14 protein-coding genes are annotated in these 17,517 nt (G+C 56.3%); 2 read left to right on the top strand and 12 right to left on the bottom strand.

All coding sequences use genetic code 11. From position 1 onward, the window contains the following. Positions 1-28: 28 nt before the first annotated feature. Complete coding sequence (locus BLQ24_RS01145) at positions 29-2,131, bottom strand: efflux RND transporter permease subunit (RefSeq protein ID WP_090161806.1); 2,103 nt, start codon at positions 2,129-2,131, stop codon at positions 29-31. A gap of 274 nt (positions 2,132-2,405) precedes the next feature. On the opposite strand from BLQ24_RS01145, the gene BLQ24_RS01140 reads away from it, so the two are divergent. Both BLQ24_RS01140 and BLQ24_RS01135 read left to right on the top strand, forming a co-directional pair. Then, the gene (locus BLQ24_RS01140; RefSeq protein ID WP_163440202.1) at positions 2,406-3,032 is read left to right on the top strand and encodes a TetR/AcrR family transcriptional regulator; all 627 of its coding nucleotides are present in this window, start codon (positions 2,406-2,408) and stop codon (positions 3,030-3,032) included. An 89-nt stretch (positions 3,033-3,121) separates the two neighbouring features. Continuing rightward, positions 3,122-4,120 (top strand): asparaginase, encoded by a 999-nt coding sequence (locus BLQ24_RS01135; RefSeq protein WP_090161802.1) that lies wholly within the window; start codon positions 3,122-3,124, stop codon positions 4,118-4,120. A gap of 121 nt (positions 4,121-4,241) precedes the next feature. Here the strand turns inward: BLQ24_RS01135 and BLQ24_RS01130 are convergent, their stop codons facing one another. The 11 genes from BLQ24_RS01130 to whiA all read right to left on the bottom strand — a co-directional run bounded on the left by BLQ24_RS01130 (position 4,242) and on the right by whiA (position 17,513). Beyond that, a complete protein-coding gene (locus tag BLQ24_RS01130; protein ID WP_173558099.1) occupies positions 4,242-5,609 on the bottom strand; it encodes a leucine-rich repeat domain-containing protein in 1,368 nt (455 codons plus the stop codon). Positions 5,610-5,655: 46 nt separating this feature from the next. After that, positions 5,656-7,194: a 23S rRNA (uracil(1939)-C(5))-methyltransferase RlmD gene (gene rlmD / locus BLQ24_RS01125; RefSeq protein ID WP_090161798.1), complete on the bottom strand. Its 1,539-nt coding sequence runs from the start codon at positions 7,192-7,194 to the stop codon at positions 5,656-5,658. Continuing rightward, positions 7,118-8,866, bottom strand: a complete 1,749-nt coding sequence (locus BLQ24_RS01120; RefSeq protein ID WP_090161796.1) for a DEAD/DEAH box helicase — start codon at positions 8,864-8,866, stop codon at positions 7,118-7,120. Before BLQ24_RS01120 ends, rlmD begins: the two co-directional genes overlap by 77 nt. A 222-nt stretch (positions 8,867-9,088) precedes the next feature. Then, positions 9,089-9,541, bottom strand: coding sequence for a V-type ATP synthase subunit K (locus BLQ24_RS01115; protein ID WP_090161794.1), 453 nt, complete (start codon positions 9,539-9,541; stop codon positions 9,089-9,091). A 28-nt stretch (positions 9,542-9,569) separates the two neighbouring features. Further along, entirely contained in the window at positions 9,570-11,408 is a 1,839-nt protein-coding gene (locus BLQ24_RS01110) for a V-type ATP synthase subunit I (protein ID WP_090161792.1), read from the bottom strand. Then, a complete protein-coding gene (locus BLQ24_RS01105; protein WP_090161790.1) occupies positions 11,405-12,019 on the bottom strand; it encodes a V-type ATP synthase subunit D in 615 nt (204 codons plus the stop codon). Before BLQ24_RS01105 ends, BLQ24_RS01110 begins: the two co-directional genes overlap by 4 nt. A gap of 14 nt (positions 12,020-12,033) precedes the next feature. Further along, a complete protein-coding gene (locus BLQ24_RS01100; RefSeq protein ID WP_090161788.1) occupies positions 12,034-13,341 on the bottom strand; it encodes a V-type ATP synthase subunit B in 1,308 nt (435 codons plus the stop codon). A gap of 8 nt (positions 13,342-13,349) precedes the next feature. Next, positions 13,350-15,080, bottom strand: a complete 1,731-nt coding sequence (locus BLQ24_RS01095; RefSeq protein WP_090161786.1) for a V-type ATP synthase subunit A — start codon at positions 15,078-15,080, stop codon at positions 13,350-13,352. Between the two features lie 16 nt (positions 15,081-15,096). Then, positions 15,097-15,555, bottom strand: coding sequence for a DUF2764 family protein (locus tag BLQ24_RS01090; RefSeq protein WP_242869544.1), 459 nt, complete (start codon positions 15,553-15,555; stop codon positions 15,097-15,099). Positions 15,556-15,633: 78 nt separating this feature from the next. After that, positions 15,634-16,194 carry a hypothetical protein gene (locus BLQ24_RS01085; protein WP_090161782.1) on the bottom strand — a complete coding sequence of 187 codons (561 nt, stop codon included), beginning with the start codon at positions 16,192-16,194 and terminating at the stop codon, positions 15,634-15,636. 332 nt (positions 16,195-16,526) lie between these two features. Further along, positions 16,527-17,513 (bottom strand): DNA-binding protein WhiA, encoded by a 987-nt coding sequence (whiA, locus tag BLQ24_RS01080; protein ID WP_090161780.1) that lies wholly within the window; start codon positions 17,511-17,513, stop codon positions 16,527-16,529. Positions 17,514-17,517 lie beyond the last annotated feature (4 nt).

Here is a 17,517-nt window from a genome sequence, read left to right as displayed (position 1 = left end):
CGGGCCGCCGGAATCGATGCGAAATATGTTATGCAGTCTTCCCTGTGGAAGCGCTCTGCTTCAATCCTTTCGTACTGCGTATCACCAGTCCGTCCAGGGCCATCAGCAGGGACGGCAGCACCAGAATAACCGTGGCCATACTGATGATGGCGCCCCGGGCCATCATATTGCAAAGCTGGCTGATCAGGCCGACGTTGGAATACAGGCCGACGCCGAAGGTGGCGGCGAAGAATCCCAGGGCACTGACCAGAATGGACGGAATGGACGTGGCAGATGCAATTTCCACCGCCTCCCGTTTCTTCTTTCCGGCGGCCCGCTCCGTCTTGTAACGGGTGGACATCAGGATCGCATAGTCCACTGTGGATCCCAGCTGAATAGTGCTGACACAGACCGGGATGATGAACGGCAGCTTCGTGCCGGTGAATCCCGGAATGCCCAGGTTCACATAGATCGCAAACTCGATGGCAGCGATCAGAATGAACGGCAGAGACACGGACCGGAGCACCAGCAGAATGATCAGGAAGACCATGGCCATGGAAATCAGGTTGACCACCTTGAAGTCGTGGTTCGTGATCTCGATCAGGTCCTTGGTTGCCGGACCCTCGCCAATGACCTTCGCAGACTTGTCATACTGATGCACCACCCGGTTGATCTGATCGATCTGGGTGTTGCAGTTGTCTGTGGAAACCTTGTATGCGGAATTCACCAGAATCAGCTGGTGATCCTTCGCATAGAGGGACTTCGTCACCTGATCCGGCAGGAATTCCCGCGGAATCGCCGTGCCGGTCAGCGCATCCACGCCCAGCACATTCTTCACGCCGCTGATATCCTCCAGCTTCTCGGACATCGCCCGGCCGTCCTTCGGGGCCAGGTTCCGGTCTGCGATGATCATGTGGGTCGTTCCGATATCGAAATCCTTCTCCAGCTTATCATTCGCCGTCATGAACTGGATCTGGGATGCCTTCAGTCCGCTGTCATGTCCCATCATATCCGTGAAATCATAGGTTACGTTCTCATGCATATATCCGTAAATCGCCGGCAAGAATACCAGACCGAAGATCACCAGATAGATTCCGTAGCGGCTGGTGAGACCGTGAGCAATCTTCGAACAATCCGGAATCAGGGATCTGTGCCGGGTCTTCTCCAGCACCCCGCTGAAAATCAGAATCAGGGACGGCAGAACCGTGACACTGCAGATCACACCGAAGACGCAGCCCTTCGCCATAACCAGGCCCAGGTCCATGCCCATCTTATATGTCATGAAGCACAGCGCCAGGAATCCTGCCACCGTGGTGATGGAGCTGCCGGTAACCGAAACAAGGGTGGCGTCAATGGCCTGTCCCATGGCTTCCTTCCGGGAGAGCCCCCGGTCCAGATGCTCCATATAACTGTGCCAAAGGAAGATGGAATAGTCCATGGTGACCCCCAGCTGCAGCACCGCCGCAATCGCCTTCGTCACATAGGATATCTCCCCGAACACGATATTCGATCCCAGGTTGTACAGGATCGCCATCCCGATACTGGCCAGGAAAATGAACGGTACCACGAAAGAGTCCAGCAGCAGCATCATCACGGCCAGAGACAGCAGCACCGCCACCAGAATATATTTCGACTCCTCCGTCTCACACAGGTTCTTCAAATCCAGCACCATGGCCGTCATGCCGGAGACGAAACAGTCCTTCGTGCTGAGTTTCCGAATCTGGGCCACTGCGTTCATGGATTCTTCCGAAGAAGTGGACGTATCGAAGAATACCACGATCATGGACGCATTCGGATTCTTCAGATTCTCCCGGACCTTGTCCGGATACATGCTCTGGGGCACGGCCGGATTCAGGACTTCCTGCAGATTCAGAACCGAATCCACGTGATCCACTTTCCCAATCTCCGATTTCAGATGACTGACCTCGTCCGTCTTCATATTCTCCGTGACGACGATGGAAAATCCACCTTTCCCGAAATCATGAAGGAGCATATCCTGCCCCTTCATCGTCTCGATGGAGTCCGGCAGATATGTCAGCATATCATAATTAATTTTCGTCGCCTGCATACCGAAGAATGACGGAACCAGCAGAAGCAGTCCGATCACCAGAATGACATATCTGGCTTTCACCACTTTCGAACCAAATCCCATAACTTCCTCCTGTTGTTGCTTATTGAATGAATGACCAAAAGTCACCATCTGCATCATAGCACCGTACTGACCAAAGGTCAATATTTTTGAACATGGCGTTTTTAGACAACCGGGCGAATGTGTCGTACTTCATGGTATTCCAACGTTTTTCGACGACAAAAACCAATTTCTTAACGCGTTCTAAATTATTGACTGCCGGTCAGTTCGGTGCTACGATGATGGTAATGACTGGGGACAGTGCGCTCTGCCCCTCCCGAAAGGCATGGTGAAAAGTATGAGTATTCCTCTGAAAATCGGAAAAGCAGCACAGAACAAGCAAAAAAAAAGAGACGCTCTGCTCCGCAGTGCCTATGAACTGTTTACGACGGTGGGTTATCACAAGACGACGATTATGGAAATCGCCATCCGGGCCGGGGTGGCGAAGGGAACCTTCTATCTGTATTTCCATGACAAGGAGGCAATCCGGAACGCACTGATCATACAGAAATCCCGAGAACTGCTGATGGAGGCGGTGGATGCACTGCACCGGCGCAGTGCATCCGAGATGGATTTCGCCGACAAGCTGATCTACGTGTCTGACTACATCATCACCCGTCTGTCGAAGAACATCGCCCTGCTCCAGTTCATCTCGAAGAATCTCAGCTGGGGGATGTTCATGAACAGCGGCGGCGGAAACGATCCGGATGCCATGGCGTTCCACGACTTCATTGCCGGTCTTCTGACAGAAGACGGTGTACAGCTGAAGAACCCGGAACTGCTGATCTACACCACACTGGAACTGATCAACTCCACCTGCTACCACGTGATTCTCAACGGCGAGCCGGCCACCTACAGCGAGTACAAGCCGTACCTGTACCACTGCGTGCGTCTTCTGGTGGAAGATGCCATGGTGAAAGACTGATCTGCCGTTCCTTCCCGAGAGGCTGCCTTGCCCCCTGATGCGATGCTGTGTTACAATTTTCTGCGGAGCATTGCACAAGGGAGGGAGCTATGAAAAAAAGAATACTGCTGATCGGCACCGGCGGCACCATCGCCTGCAAGACCACAGAGAAAGGCCTGACACCGGCCATCACATCCGGTGAGCTGATCAGCTTCGTACCGGACACGAAAGAATTCTGCGACGTGGATACCATCCAGGTCTGCAATATCGACAGCACCGACATTACGCCCCGGGAATGGGCCCTGGTGAGCCGGGCCATCGAAGATCATTACGACCAGTATGACGGCTTCGTGATCTGCCATGGAACGGACACACTGGCCTACACGGCAGCTGCGCTGTCCTACATGATCCAGAATTCCCGGAAGCCGGTGGTGATCACCGGCGCCCAGAAACCGATCGATGTGCCGGATACCGACGCCCGGGTGAATCTTCACGATTCCCTGCTCTATGCCTCGGATCCGGAATCCCAGAACGTTTCGATTGTGTTCGGCGGTTCCGTTATCGCAGGAACCCGGGCGAAGAAGGAACGGGCGAAAAGCTACAACGCCTTCTCCAGCATCAATTATCCGAAGCTGGCTGATATCCGGGGCAACCGGATTATACGGTACATTCCGCCTCTTCATTTCAACGGCGGCGTCCAGTTCTGCCATGACATGAACGGCAGTGTCTGTGTATTCAAGCTGATCCCGGGCATCTCCAGCGATATTCTGAGCGGACTGTTCAGTCAGTTCGACTGCATCATTCTGGAGAGCTTCGGTGTGGGAGGCATCCCGGCCTATCTCATGGAGGAGTTCACCGCCCAGATGCAGGAACATCCGGAGAAACTGGCCATCATTGCCACCCAGGTGGTTCATGAGGGCAGCGATATGAACATCTACAAGGTGGGCCGCCAGGTCAAGGAAGATTACGACCTGCTGGAAACCTACGACATGACCATCGAGGCAGCGGTCACCAAGGCGAAATGGATTCTGGCCAAGGACAGAGGTCAGACCCACAGCACCATCAAGCGGGATTTCTACAGCTGCATCAACCACGACGTACTGATCTGAACGTGGAAAACTGAATACGGAAAATCGAAGCGGGGCAGTCCGGCGGACGTACAAATTCATCGTCCGCCGGCCTGCCCCGCCTTTTTTCATCTTTCCGGCCCATGCCGGTTCCATTCACTCTCTACCGTACAATGACCGACGCAACCGGGCTGGACCATGCACCGTAGTACCGCTTGCCGTGGGATACCCGGTACGCTCTGACCTTCACATAGTATGTCTTCCATTCCTGGAGCTTCGTGAACTTCTTCGAGCGGACCGTTCCCATGTCAGTGTAGGTCCAGGAGAACGCCTTCCCCTTCTGTTTCAGTCCAATCTGGTACTTCGCTCCTGCCTGCGGCACCTTCCCGTACTTCACCGTCAGTGTGGCGACGCCCCGGGTGAGGGATTTCAGCGTTACCTGGTCCGGAATCGCATCGTAATATGAAACAGCGCCGTTAAACACATTTCTGAACAGCAGCCGGCTCGACTTCGCATAGGTGTCCGCTGCACTTCCCTTCTTTCCGACAATGAGGAACCCCTTCACGGCAGATTCGTCGGTCCCTGCTTCATCGGTGGCATATCCCAGCGCCTGCAGGCCCAGACTTGTCACCGTATCCGGCACCGTCACTTCGGTCAGCGAAGTGCATCCGAAGAAGGCCGAATCGCCGATGGACGTGACCCGGTCCGAGAAGGTGACCCGGTCCAGCGCAGTGCAGCCGAAGAAAGCCTGTCCGTCGATTTTCAGTGCCGGGGCGGACCCGGTCACCTTCAGTGTTTTCAATCCCGTGCAGCCGCTGAAGGCTCCGTAGCCGATGGATGTCAGCTTCTTCGGCGCCGTGAAAGAATCGACGGTTCCGCAGCCGCTGAAGGCGAACTTTCCAATGCTCTGCACAGTGCCCGGAAATTCCGGTGTCTCCATCTTCCGGCATCCCGCAAACGCCCGGGTACCGATGGACCGGAGGCCGGAAGGCAGGGTCACCGTCTCAAGCTGGGAAGCATTCTGAAACGCCCGGGCACCCACAGCTGTCACCGTCTGGGGAATCTCATAGGAGTCCCCCTTCTTCCCGGTCGGATAGAAGATCAGCGTGGCTTTCCCTTTGTCAAACAATACACCGTCCGCTGCACTGTACTTCGTGTTCCCGGCGCTCACCGAAACGGAGGTCAGTGAACCGTCCTGCGTGCGGAACGCCTCGGAGGACACCGTTGTGACGGAAGCCGGAATCACCACAGACGTCACTTCACTGCTGGTGTCCTGAAGGAATTTGCTGTCAATCTTCGTCACCCGGCGGCCGGAAAGAATCTCCGGAATCACCACCCGCCGGGCCGTCCCCTGATAGCGGTGAACCGCAGCAGAGCCGTCTCTGTTGACACTGTAGATGTAACTTCCCTGGGTCAGATATTTCACTGCCCCGTGCACCGGCATTCCGCCGAGCAGCAGCAGTGCCGCCGCCAGAGCCCCCAGCAGAACCAGACGCCCCGGCAGACCGAACTTACGATTGAATCCCGTCATTTCATACCCCCTGTATTCATCCTTTAGCAGTTCACAGACCGGCCCCTTACGCCGGCTGTGCGTTACCGCCATTGTAACACAATAGACATACCGTCTCAATGCGTCCCGTCTGCGGGAACATGTCCACCGGCACCGCCTCCCGGAACGTATACCCCCGGGCCGTCAGATATTTCACATCCCGGGCCATGGTGGCAGGATCGCAGGACACATAGACGATCTTCTCCGGTTTCGCAGCACACACCGCCTCCAGCAGCCGCTCATCGCAGCCCGCCCGGGGCGGATCCAGCACAGCGGCCTCCACGGTTCCCAGATGGTAATGATCTCCCAGATACTTCGTCAGATCCTGCTCCGGCTGTCCCTCCGGAAGCATTCCCATGAGCTGGGGCAGAATATCTTCCGCCTTTCCGCATACGTATCGTGCATTTACGATATGATTGATCACCGCATTCCGGTTGGCATTTCGCACCGCATCTTCGTTCGATTCGATGCCCAGCACACGGATCTGGTCGTCCATGATCCGGTTCAGCCACAGCCCGATACTGCCCACGCCGCAGTACAGATCCAGCACGGTGTCTCCCACGGACAGCCCGGCAAATGCGAATACCTGATCATATAATTTCTGCATGCCCGCCGGATTCACCTGATAGAATGCCAGCGGAGAAATCTCGAAGGCCACCCCGCCGATCTCCTCGGTGATGGTCATGCTGCCGGCCAGATTCTCTACTTTCTCCCCGTAGATCTGGGAGAGGGGTCCCCGGTTCGTGCTGAGGAAAACGCTTTCCAGACTGTAGGTCACGCCGTTCGGCGCCGGCGGCAGCTGATAAATTGCCTCATCGATCATCTCCACCAGCTTCCCACCGTTCGGAATTCCCTTTCCGGCGATGACGAGGATGACCATGACTTCGCCGGTTCCGGCTGCAGTGCGGACCACCATGTGCCGCATAAGTCCGGTCTTCTTCTCCGAATCCCAGCCGGTCACATGGTCCGAGCGCATGAACGCCTTCAGTGCTTCCGCGGCAGCCCCAGCCGGCGGCGCCTGGATCCGGCAGACCGGTCCCGCATCCAGCACCTGGTGGGACCGGCCCCGCATGTATCCCACAGACGGTTCCCCGTTCCGCAGGCCGGACACAGCCATCACCGCCTTATTCCGGTAGGCCAGCGGAGAAGAAGGCAGAACCCCTTCCATTCCCGTTTCCGTTTCTTCCGCCATGCTGATGACCGGCGCCACCTGAGGATCCGGGATGCCCCCGATCCGGGTGAGCACGTCAGTCACGTGCCGGCGCTTCAGTTCCAGCTGCTTCTCATACCGGAGACGTCCCAGAGGGCATCCGCCGCAGACCCCTTCGTACGGGCAGTACTCCGGGATTCTGTCCTGAGAAGGTTCTTCCAGTTCCAGAATTTCTGAGACTGCATAATGCTTCTTCACTTTCCGGGCAATCACCCGCACCCTGTCTCCCGGCAGAGGCATCACCCCGCTTCTTCCGGACCGGGCGAATACGGTCATGCCATCAGCTGTTCTCCCGACGCCCTGACCATCTTCCGTTACGTCTTCTATAATGATCCTTACTTCCTGTCCCTTTTCCATGGAACTCCTTCTTCCTGCTTCCGCTCTTCACGCCCGTCTTCAACGTTCTCTTCGTTCCTGCCTTCCCGCCAGTACGGCCGGCTGCTCTCTCTCCCAAGTTTTTCCGCTTCGCCCCGGTTTTCCCGGCAGTGCGGCCGGCTGCTTTCGCTCCGGCGGTCCGCCGCTTCCGGTCATTCGTTCGCTCTGCCTCCTGCCGGCGGGCCTTCTTCCCGACCTTCTTCCGGTCAAAAGTCACGAACTCGTTATCCTCATCGTCCTTCCTGGCGCCGAACCTGCGGCCGGACGGGCGGGATGAACGGGACGAACGGCTGCCCCGGAAATCTTTGCCTTTCCCTTCACGCCGCCGGCGCTCCGGCCGCCCCGTCAGGATCTCGATATCTTCCCGGGCCTCCCCCATGGACTCCCGCAGGAATGCCGCAGCGATCCGAACCGGATCGGCATCCCCCAGTTCCGCACATTTGGCCCGGACCAGGTCCTCATAATCAGACAGATCCATGTCCTCGCAGAAGTGCAGCACCTTCTCCATGGTGTGGTTCGCCTTGATGGGCATGACATCTGCATAAGACGGCATGGTCTTCTCCCGGATGCGGGTGCCGCAGAAATTCTCCAGCGCCGTGATCTTCCGCATTTCCCGGGTGTTGATCAGAGACACGGCCTTCCCCTTCTTCCCGGCCCGGCCGGTGCGGCCGATGCGGTGGACGTAATACTCCATCTCCTGGGGCAGGTCGTAATTAAAAACAATGTCCACGTCGTCGATGTCCAGTCCCCGGGCCGCCACATCGGTGGCCAGAAGCAGTGATGCCGCCCCGGTGCGAAACAGTTCCATCACCCGGGTGCGCTGCTGCTGCACCAGATCTCCGTGGAGCGCCTCCGCCGAGTAACCTCTCCGCTTCAGCATCACCGTCAGCTGCTCTACCTTCCGCTTCGTGTTGCAGAAGATCAGCCCCCGCTTCGGGGACATATAGTCGATCAGCCGGCACAGGGCCTCGTCCTTCTGCCGGCTCTTCACCATATAAAAACTCTGGCGGATCGAACTCACCGTCAGTTCATCATGGGAAACCTCGATCACCCGGGCATCCCGCTGGTACTTCCGGGTCAGCTCCAGAATCTCCTCCGGCATGGTGGCGCTGAACAGGGCGGTTCTCCGGTCTTCCGGCATCGCCTGACAGATGGTTTCGATATCCTCCCGGAACCCCATGTCCAGCATCTCGTCCGCCTCATCCAGGACCAGCACCCGGAGACGGCTGAATTCCAGCGCTTTCCGGCGCATCAGATCCATGACCCGTCCCGGCGTTCCCACCACAATCTGGGCACCCTTCTCCAGGCCCCGGAGCTGCCGCACGATATCGGCGCCGCCGTACACCGGCTGCACCCGGAGTCCCTCCACATGGCTTCCCATCTTCTCCAGTTCCTGGGCGCCCTGCATGGCCAGCTCTCTCGTGGGACAAAGCACAACGCCCTGCACGGCCGCCTCCCCGGGATCCACCGCCTGGATCATCGGAATGCCGAAAGCCGCCGTCTTCCCCGTTCCGGTCTGGGCCAGGCCCACAATGTCTTCCCCGGCCAGCTCCGCCGGAATGGCCTGTTCCTGAATCGGCGTCATCTCCGTGAATCCCATTTCCCGGATGCCTGCCAGAATATCTTCTCTGATTCCACTGTCTTCGTATTTCATATGCTCTCTTTCTGTGCGGGCCTCAATTCACTTCCCGCCTCCCGTTTCTGTATCCCTGCCGGCGCCTTCAAAATTCCCGGCGCCGGAGCAGTCCCTCATTATACCATGGACCGGCCGGCGATTCCAACGAAAAAAAAATCCGCCGGCGGGACTTCCCGCCGGCGGCTCAGGCAGCGGCCGTCAGACGGCCTGCTGTATGAAATCATATTTCTCTGTTTTCGATTACTTGATGGCAGCTGTGTTCAGCAGCAGCAGGCAGAATACCAGGGTGAACAGAGCGACGGTTTCGATGACACCGACGACAATGAAGTAGTTCGCCGTACCTTTCCCGGTCGCCCCCAGCGCATCCGAAGAGGCTGCGGCAGCCTTGCCCTGGAACAGAGCAGAGAGGCCGATGGCCAGACCGCCGAAGAGGCCGATGCCCAGAGACAGCCCCGCATCGATGGTTCCGTTATTCCATGCGCTGGCGATGAAGTTCATCAGCAGGAAGCCGTAGATCGTCTGCGTCAGAGGAGCTCCGGCGAAAGCGATCATGATGAAAGGAGCCTGCTTTCCTGCGGCGTAGCACTTCTTCCAGGCACCGATGGCTGCCTGTCCCGCAAATCCAGTACCGAATGCAGATCCCGCTGCAGAAAGACCCAGTGCAGCTGCCATTCCAACAAAAGCGATGTTCATATTCCTTCTCCTTTTTCTATAATCTCACTTATTTTTTGATTTTGTCATTCTTCTTAAATGGCTCGTATGCGATACCGGTCCACTCCAGTCCTACCTGCCCGGAAAATTCCAGTACGTTCAGTCGGACGCCGTGTACCACTACCGAAAGGAAGCACATGACAATGTTCAGCGCATGCCCGATCAGCACCACGACGATGGCCAGGATGAACAATGGCCCGTGGGCCAGGCCCGCCGCAATCCCGTTGAAGCTCTGGGCAATCGCCAGACCGGCCATGCCCACAGCGAACAGACGGATGTAGGACATCACATTGCCGAAACAGCTGATTGTGTTCAGGAACGTGGTGAATGCATCAGCCAGGCCCGCCTTCAGCCCCTGGGCGAAGGTCTTGTCCGGCGCCATTCCGCCGAAGAGGACCACCAGGATGAATCCGGCCAGGATCGCTATGAAGATCGGCTTCAACATTACTTTTTGTCCGATGACCAGATACAGGGAAAGCAGGTACATGGCTACGATGGAGATCATCCATCCGATGTCGGATATCAGACTCAAGTCCTTCGACGCCAGTTTCTTCTTCACCGCCAGCAGGGTGCCCAGTTCCATCTGGATCGCACCGATGGTGAAGGAGAATTTCATGATGTTATTCTGCTGCTGTGATGCCGTCACGTTGAAGAATTCCGGGTAGTTCGCAAATCCCGGCAGAACCAGGTGCCGGAGGAAAGGCACCTTCATGGCCCCCTCCATGCCGAACCAGGTTCCTGTAATCCCGCCCCACACTATGGTGGCAATGGACAGAACACCCAGCAGGTATACCGGCGTGCTCATCTTCTTCGTCTTCACGGCGATGCCCACCGTTGCCAGCAGGATCAGCAGCCCGTATCCGCCGTCTCCGATGATCATGGCGAAGAACAAGGTGAAGAACATCAGGAACCAGAGACTGATATCCTGCTCCCGGTAACCCGGAAGAATTCCCAGGATGCTGTACAGCGGCTGGATCAATTTCGAGAGTTTATTGTACCGCAGCTTCGTCGGCACGGCCTCATCGTCCTCTGCCACATCCTCCGCAGCCCAGGCCCAGTTGTTCGCTGCCGCCGCCTTGCGGAAGGATTCGATATCCGCCGCCGGTACATAACCGGACAGCCAGACGAAATCCGCATCGCTCTCCGCCGTGGCACTGGCCGAGGAGTAATTCTCCCGGTTCTGTGCCTTCAGCATCTGATCCCGGAAACTGGCTTCGTAAACAGAAGCGTCCCGCAGGACCTCATTACAGCTTTCGGTTTCTTTCCGGCAGTCTTCGATTTCCTGCCGCAGCGCCGGAATCCCCTTCTCCGGCAGCTGGAATTCGCTGCCCCTGATCTCCGGCGGCAGGGTGCCGATCACGGCAATCGTGATCGTCTTCTCTACCGGCGCCAGCCGGATCGCCCGGATTTCTTCATCTTCCAAAATCTGTTCCCACTCCGCCTTCTCCACGCGGTAGAAGTGCAGATTGAATCCCAGATCTCTCAGTTCCTTCACAGACTCCGGTGAAAACTCGCCCCAGGGCTGAACCCGTTCGATTTCCGCCGTGTCCTGCCCGATCGTCTGGGCCAGACTTACTTTCTTCTCCAGTGCATTCAGCACACCGGAATACATCGTTTCGAACGCTTCGTCAGAAAGGATCGGTGTCTCCTCCCTTTTTTGTTTCTTCGGTGCGTATTCTGTCAGCTGCCCCGCCGTCTTCGACAGCGTTGCAAACCGCTCGACACTCGCCCGGTCTGCGCTCTTCCGTTCTGCCAGATGCAGAAGCCCCATATCCCGGAGCCCCTCCAGCATTTCTTCCTTACGGGAGACGGTGGTCACGATGTGAACCATTTTCATTTTCTCTATCATCGTGCTGCCTCCTCCAGTTTCTTCTTCGAGATCTTGCCTCTTACGACCGCAGCCGTCTGCTGGTCTCCAAGGTATACTCCGATAACCCGGATGTTCTCCTTGGCTTCCGGTATCTTCACCTTCTCGAACAGGTTCACCCGCTGGGAGGTGGAGCGGAGCTCCCTCTCCAGCAGTTCCACCTGCTTGCGAAGCGTCGATACCAGCGCATCCAGACGGGCGATTTCCCGAAGCTTGATCAGTGCAGTATCCACCCACAGAGGATAGTCGTCCACGTCATAGGGAATATCCTGAAATGTCAGTTCCTGAAAGGCAGGCAGCCTGACACCGGCGATATTCTCTGTCTTCACAATGACCGTATCCGGCTTCACCAGATGATCCAGTTTCTTCGCATCCTCGAACAGTTCGTTCTCTGCGAACACTGCAATCCAGTCGTCCAGATCCCCGATCATATTCTCACGTTCGACTTCTTTCTCTTCCAGATCGGCTTTCGTCTGCATGATGACGGACTGCAGCTGCTGTTTCTTCAGCTGCAGGGTCGGCAGATAACGCTGATACTGTTTCAGGTGATCCTTCTGCACTTTCTGTTCATTCTTAGTGAGTTTGATCGCCATCTCTGCTCCTTATTCTATTCCGTCGCTTCGTTCTCCTCCGTCCGCTTCGGCCATCTCTCCTGAATGAGGCTGGTCTTCAGTCCGGTCTCATTCGGTTCGAAGCACTCTGCGAGAATCTTCCATCCGAGATCCAGTGCGTCTTCCAGCGGAATATTCACACTCAGATCCATCAGTCTGGATTCAAAAAGCTCACCGTATTTCAGCAGTTTCTCGTCCCATTCCGTCATCAGGAATCCCATGGACTTCTTCTCGAGACTTTCCTTGTACTGGGCATACAGCTTGATCATGCCGTCCATCAGCGCCCGGTGATCGTCTCTCGTCTTTCCGTTTACATTCTGCTTCAGTCGGGACAGGGAACCGAACGGCTCGATATGTCCGTTTCTCAGGTAGAACTGACCCTCTGTAATATATCCGGTGTTGTCCGGAACCGGATGGGTGACGTCATCCCCCGGCATGGTGGTGACGCCCAGGATCGTGATGGATCCCGCTCCGTCGATATCCACAGCCTTCTCATACCGGGACGCCAGAAGCGAGTACAGGTCTCCCGGATAACCACGGTTGGAAGGAACCTGTTCCATGGTGATGGACAGCTCCTTCTGGGCATCGGCGAAGTTGGTCATATCCGTCAGCAGCACCAGAACCTTCTTCCCTTCCAGTGCGAACTGCTCCGCCACCGCCAGGGACATGTCCGGCACCAGCGTACTTTCCACTGTCGGGTCCGCAGCAGTGTGAATGAACATGACGGTGTGGCTCATGGCACCGCCCTTCTCCAGCGTATCCCGGAATTCCAGGTAATCGTCGTATTTCAGACCCATGCCCCCCAGGACGATGATGTCGACTTCCGCCTGCAGCGCAATCCGGGCCAGCAGCTGGTTGTACGGTTCTCCGGAAACGGAGAAAATCGGCAGCTTCTGGCTCTCTACCAGAGTGTTGAACACGTCGATCATCGGAATACCGGTACGGATCATATTCTTCGGCAGAATTCTCTTCGCCGGGTTGAAGGAAGGTCCGCCGATCGGAATCATGTTCTCGGTCAGTGCCGGCCCGTTATCCCGCGGAACACCCGCACCGTCGAAAATTCTCCCCAGCAGGTGGTCCGAGAAGGATACCATCATCGGCCTTCCCAGGAAGCGGACCGGGTCATTGGTGCTGACACCCTGGGCGCCGGCGAACACCTGAAGAGAAACCAGATTCCCGTCCAGCTTGATGACATTCGCATAGCTGTCACCCACCAGAGCCAGGTCGCCGTTTCTGACGCCCTCTGCCCGGACCGTTACAACGTTCCCGACAATTGATTCAATTTTCGTATATACCTTCTGCATGAGACCTCCTAATCAATCGTTCTGGCTGTATAGAAATCGGATACGCTCTTCTCCTGCGCCTCGAACTCCGGTGTCTCGAACACCGTCCCATGCCAGTCGAGGAACTTCTGTCTCAGCTCGTTGAAGAAGCTCCGGATCTCTGTCTTGTCCTCCAGATCATATTTCTGTGTCAGTATGTCATACAGCACGTCGAATTCAACCCGCTGTCTTTCCGGCGGATCTGCCGCATCGATTTCATCGAAGGAGTTCTGCTGCAGGTAAACCGCATCCAGAAGTTCCCCCTTCTGATAGTCGATATAGTCGTCTGCGGAAGTTCCCTCTTCACCGACAACCTTCATCATCTGGCTGACTTCCACGCTCTTCTTCAGAATGTCCCGGGCATTTTCCACCCGATCCATATCCACGATGCCGTCATACTTGGACCAGGATTCCACCGGATTGATGGCCGGGTACTTACGGGCGTCGGAACGCTCTCTGGACAGTCCATGGAAAGCGCCCACAACCTTCAGCGTCGCCTGGGTCACCGGTTCCTCGAAGTTGCCGCCGGCCGGGGATACGGTGCCGCCGATGGTGACGGATCCGATACTGCCGTCCCGGAGACGCACCTTTCCGGCTCTTTCGTAGAATGCTGCAATCGTGGATTCCAGGTAAGCCGGGAAAGCTTCTTCACCCGGAATTTCTTCCAGACGGCCGCTCATTTCACGCATCGCCTGAGCCCACCGGCTGGTGGAATCCGCCAGCAGCAGAACGTTGAGTCCCATCTGACGGTAATACTCCGCCAGCGTTACTGCAGTATAGCAGGATGCTTCTCTGGCGGCCACCGGCATGGAGGAGGTGTTGCAGATGATGATGGTCCGTTCCATCAGGGAACGTCCCGTGCGCGGGTCCTCCAGTTCCGGGAATTCCTTCAGGATTTCCACTACCTCGCCGGCACGTTCGCCGCAGGCGGCGACAATAACAATGTCTACCTCGCCGTTCTTCGCTTCCATGTGCTGCAGCACTGTCTTTCCGGCGCCGAACGGTCCCGGAACACAGAAGGTTCCGCCCTTCGCAATCGGCAGGAAGGTGTCGATACAGCGCAGCTTCATGACCAAAGGTTCATCCGGCCGGAGTCTCTCTTCGTAGCACTTCACCGGCTGCTTGATCGGCTGGGAGAAGATCATGGACAGTTCCTTCGTATCTCCCACACCGTTTTCGATCACACAGACAGTGGAATGAACGTTATACGTTCCCTTCTCCACAATGCTCTTCACGGTCCAGTCACTGCCCTTCAGCGTGAACGGAACCATGATGTGATGCGTGAACAGTCCTTCCGGCACGGTACCCACCGTCACGCCGGCTTCCACACTGTCGCCGGCCTTGACCAGCGGCGTAAACTCCCAGTCCCGGTCCGGAATGGCATCCAGGTACACGCCTCTTTCCAGGAAGAAGCCGCACTGCTCCGCCAGTTCCGGAAGCGGATTCTGCAGACCGTCATAAATCTGTGTCAGCAGGCCCGGTCCAAGATCAACGCTCATCAGCTCTCCGGTGAATTCCACGGGATCGCCGACCTTGATGCCATTGGACATCTCGTAAATCTGCATGCTGGCTATCCCGTTGTTCACACGAATGACTTCGCCCTTCAGTTTCGCACCGTCAACAAGAATGTAACCCACTTCATTCTTGCGGACCGGACCCTCGAACGAAACCTTCGCCATGTTTCCGTTGATACCAGCCACATATCCCTTTACAATTTCCATATCATAAATTCTCCCATTATAATCGATATACCTGCTGCTGAACGTCCCCCAGAATCCGGCGGAATTCCCGCTCTCCTCTGTCATGTTCGAAACAGCTCTTCCGCTCCAGCAATTTCAATTTCAGTGCATAACCGAACAGAACGTAATCATCGAACATGTGGAGTCCCACCAGCTGGTCCAGCTGACGGAATTCATAGTCCAGCATGATCTGTTCCGCCTCCAGCGGATTCTTCGCCGCCAGCGCCTCCTGGGCCACCTGGGAAATCTGCGGATCCTTGTCATACACTGCGCTGTACTGCTTGCCCAGACGGATGCTCCGCTGATGATTCAGTTCCTTCGCCAGCATATTGTAGAACGCCGCCCAATCCCGAAGAATTGGCGCGTCGTCTGAGAACAGCGTCAGTTCCTCCAGCACCCGGTAGGTCTGTTCACTGACTGCCGCCTGGCACATGACGAGAAATTCCTGATAACTCATCGGGAGATCTCCGTCACTGCGGAGATCCGGCAGGCTCGATATCAGATAGTAATATGAGGCCACCTAAACACCCCCTTCTTAGAAATCAAGATCTCTGAAATACGGCATCAGCATTTCTGCGATTTCCTCATCCGTGCAGTCGAAGTAGCCGGAGCCGTCCTTCGCTGCCAGGCGGAATCCCGCTTTCACGTTCTTCGACGGACGAATTTCCAGACCGCCCTTGATTTCCTTCGCCAGAGCGCTCTTCAGACCGTCGCTGACTTCCGCCACTTCTGCGGTATATCCGGACACGTCTTCTCCCGCAGCAGCGGCGCGGATCAGTTTCCCCAGCGCCTCGCCGGACAGCGTATCCCGGATTCCCTCCCGGAGAATCTTCTCATAGATCGCCTGTATTTCTTTCTTGAAAGCGAGTACCGCATCCCGCCGCGCCTGATCTGCGCTGACGGCTGCACTCTCCTTCAGGATGCCGATCTCTTTCTCGGCGGCTTCCTTCGCCCCCTCAGCCTGTTCCCTGGCTTCCGATACGATCGCATCCGCTTTCTGCCGTGCTTCCGCAAGAATCTTCTCTGCCTCTGCATTGGCAGCGTCCACACCTTCTTTCCGGATGGAGGATACTAAATCCTGAATCTGTAATTCCATAGGCTCTCTCCTTCTGTATCTCTGACACCAACAACTTTTCGACATTTCGTTCTGCGTATCCCGAACGTCCCTTTTCAGATCGCCCCATTCGCTGCGACAGAAGATACCGGATCCTGTTTCCAGGTATAACCTGTCACAATCTTAACAATCAACTATTCTTATTATTTCAGAATTATAACACTTGTCAAGAATTTCACATGGAGTATTTCTAAAAAAACAAGACCAGATAAATATCTGGTCAGATATATGATGTTATTATGCCCGAAATCAATCGATTTTAATAGTGCTATTGCAACATTTTATTGCCAATTAACAAAAATACTGTATACAATTCATTCGTGTATACAACTCCCCTCTGCATCCGACCGTCCGCCCGGTTCTATTTTGTCCGCCATCTCCACCAGACGCTTCAGCCGGTTGTTCACCCCCGACTTTTTCAGCGGCGGATCCAGCATCTCCCCCAGCTGGGTCAGGCTGGCCTCTGGATAGCGGAGTCTGAGGTCCGCCACTTCCGCCAGTTTCGGAGACAGCTTCTCGTACAGCCCGGCCTCCATGAGCTTCCGGATGGCCTCCCCCTGTTTCTGGGAGGCATCCAGGGTCCGGTCCGTGTTCGCCGTGTCACAGTTCATAATGCGCATGGTCTGGTTCATGAGGCCCTTCCGGATCCTTGTGTTCTCGAATTTCAGCATCTGGGTGCTGGCTCCCATGAGGGCCAGGGTGTCGCTGATGTACTGGGAATTCTTCATGTAGACAATCCACCGGCCCTTTCGCTCCACCACCCGGGCGGACAGGTCATCGAAGGTGTTGATCATGCGCTTCAGGTCGTTGGCCAGGTTGTGACTGGCCAGGGAGAATTCCAGGTGATACCCCTTCTCCGGATCGCTGATGGTGCCGGCCCCGATGAAAATCCCCCGCAGATAGGCTTTCCGGCAGCATTTCTTCTGGGTCAGTCCGCTGTAGATTCCGTCACTGATATAGTTGTTTCCCTCCCGCACCAGCAGGATGCCGGTTTCCCGCAGGATGGAGTCGGAGCGCTGCTCGGGTCCGATGGTCAGAATGTAGGTATGCCCCCGGGACAGTGCGCTGCCCTCGCCGATTTCCACGGCAGAATCCACCTGGAAATATTCCCGGATCAGCTGCTTGTAGTGCCGGGCCGCCGACGCCAGCTCGGTGGAAACACTGATGCGGAAGGAGCCGCCCCCCGCCAGTCCCAGGCTTCCGGCCACACGAAGAAAGCCCGCGATTTCCGCGAGCTGATCACATTTCTTCTCCGGCATGATCCGGCAGAGTTCGTTTTTCGTATCTGTGGAGAATGACATTCTG

The sequence above is a fragment of the Eubacterium pyruvativorans genome (genome assembly GCF_900102225.1).
GTDB lineage: Bacteria > Bacillota > Clostridia > Peptostreptococcales > Anaerovoracaceae > Aminicella > Aminicella pyruvativorans.
This window is presented reverse-complemented; position numbering and strand designations above follow the sequence as displayed.

Excerpts from the sequence above, each read along its gene's own strand:
- BLQ24_RS01145 (WP_090161806.1), bottom strand. The coding sequence starts at position 2,131 with ATGGGATTTGGTTCGAAAGTGGTGAAAGCCAGATATGTCATTCTGGTG.
- BLQ24_RS01140 (WP_163440202.1), top strand. The coding sequence starts at position 2,406 with ATGAGTATTCCTCTGAAAATCGGAAAAGCAGCACAGAACAAGCAAAAA.
- BLQ24_RS01135 (WP_090161802.1), top strand. The coding sequence starts at position 3,122 with ATGAAAAAAAGAATACTGCTGATCGGCACCGGCGGCACCATCGCCTGC.
- BLQ24_RS01130 (WP_173558099.1), bottom strand. The coding sequence starts at position 5,609 with ATGACGGGATTCAATCGTAAGTTCGGTCTGCCGGGGCGTCTGGTTCTG.
- rlmD (WP_090161798.1), bottom strand. The coding sequence starts at position 7,194 with ATGGAAAAGGGACAGGAAGTAAGGATCATTATAGAAGACGTAACGGAA.
- BLQ24_RS01120 (WP_090161796.1), bottom strand. The coding sequence starts at position 8,866 with ATGAAATACGAAGACAGTGGAATCAGAGAAGATATTCTGGCAGGCATC.
- BLQ24_RS01115 (WP_090161794.1), bottom strand. The coding sequence starts at position 9,541 with ATGAACATCGCTTTTGTTGGAATGGCAGCTGCACTGGGTCTTTCTGCA.
- BLQ24_RS01110 (WP_090161792.1), bottom strand. The coding sequence starts at position 11,408 with ATGATAGAGAAAATGAAAATGGTTCACATCGTGACCACCGTCTCCCGT.
- BLQ24_RS01105 (WP_090161790.1), bottom strand. The coding sequence starts at position 12,019 with ATGGCGATCAAACTCACTAAGAATGAACAGAAAGTGCAGAAGGATCAC.
- BLQ24_RS01100 (WP_090161788.1), bottom strand. The coding sequence starts at position 13,341 with ATGCAGAAGGTATATACGAAAATTGAATCAATTGTCGGGAACGTTGTA.
- BLQ24_RS01095 (WP_090161786.1), bottom strand. The coding sequence starts at position 15,080 with ATGGAAATTGTAAAGGGATATGTGGCTGGTATCAACGGAAACATGGCG.
- BLQ24_RS01090 (WP_242869544.1), bottom strand. The coding sequence starts at position 15,555 with ATGAGTTATCAGGAATTTCTCGTCATGTGCCAGGCGGCAGTCAGTGAA.
- BLQ24_RS01085 (WP_090161782.1), bottom strand. The coding sequence starts at position 16,194 with ATGGAATTACAGATTCAGGATTTAGTATCCTCCATCCGGAAAGAAGGT.
- whiA (WP_090161780.1), bottom strand. The coding sequence starts at position 17,513 with ATGTCATTCTCCACAGATACGAAAAACGAACTCTGCCGGATCATGCCG.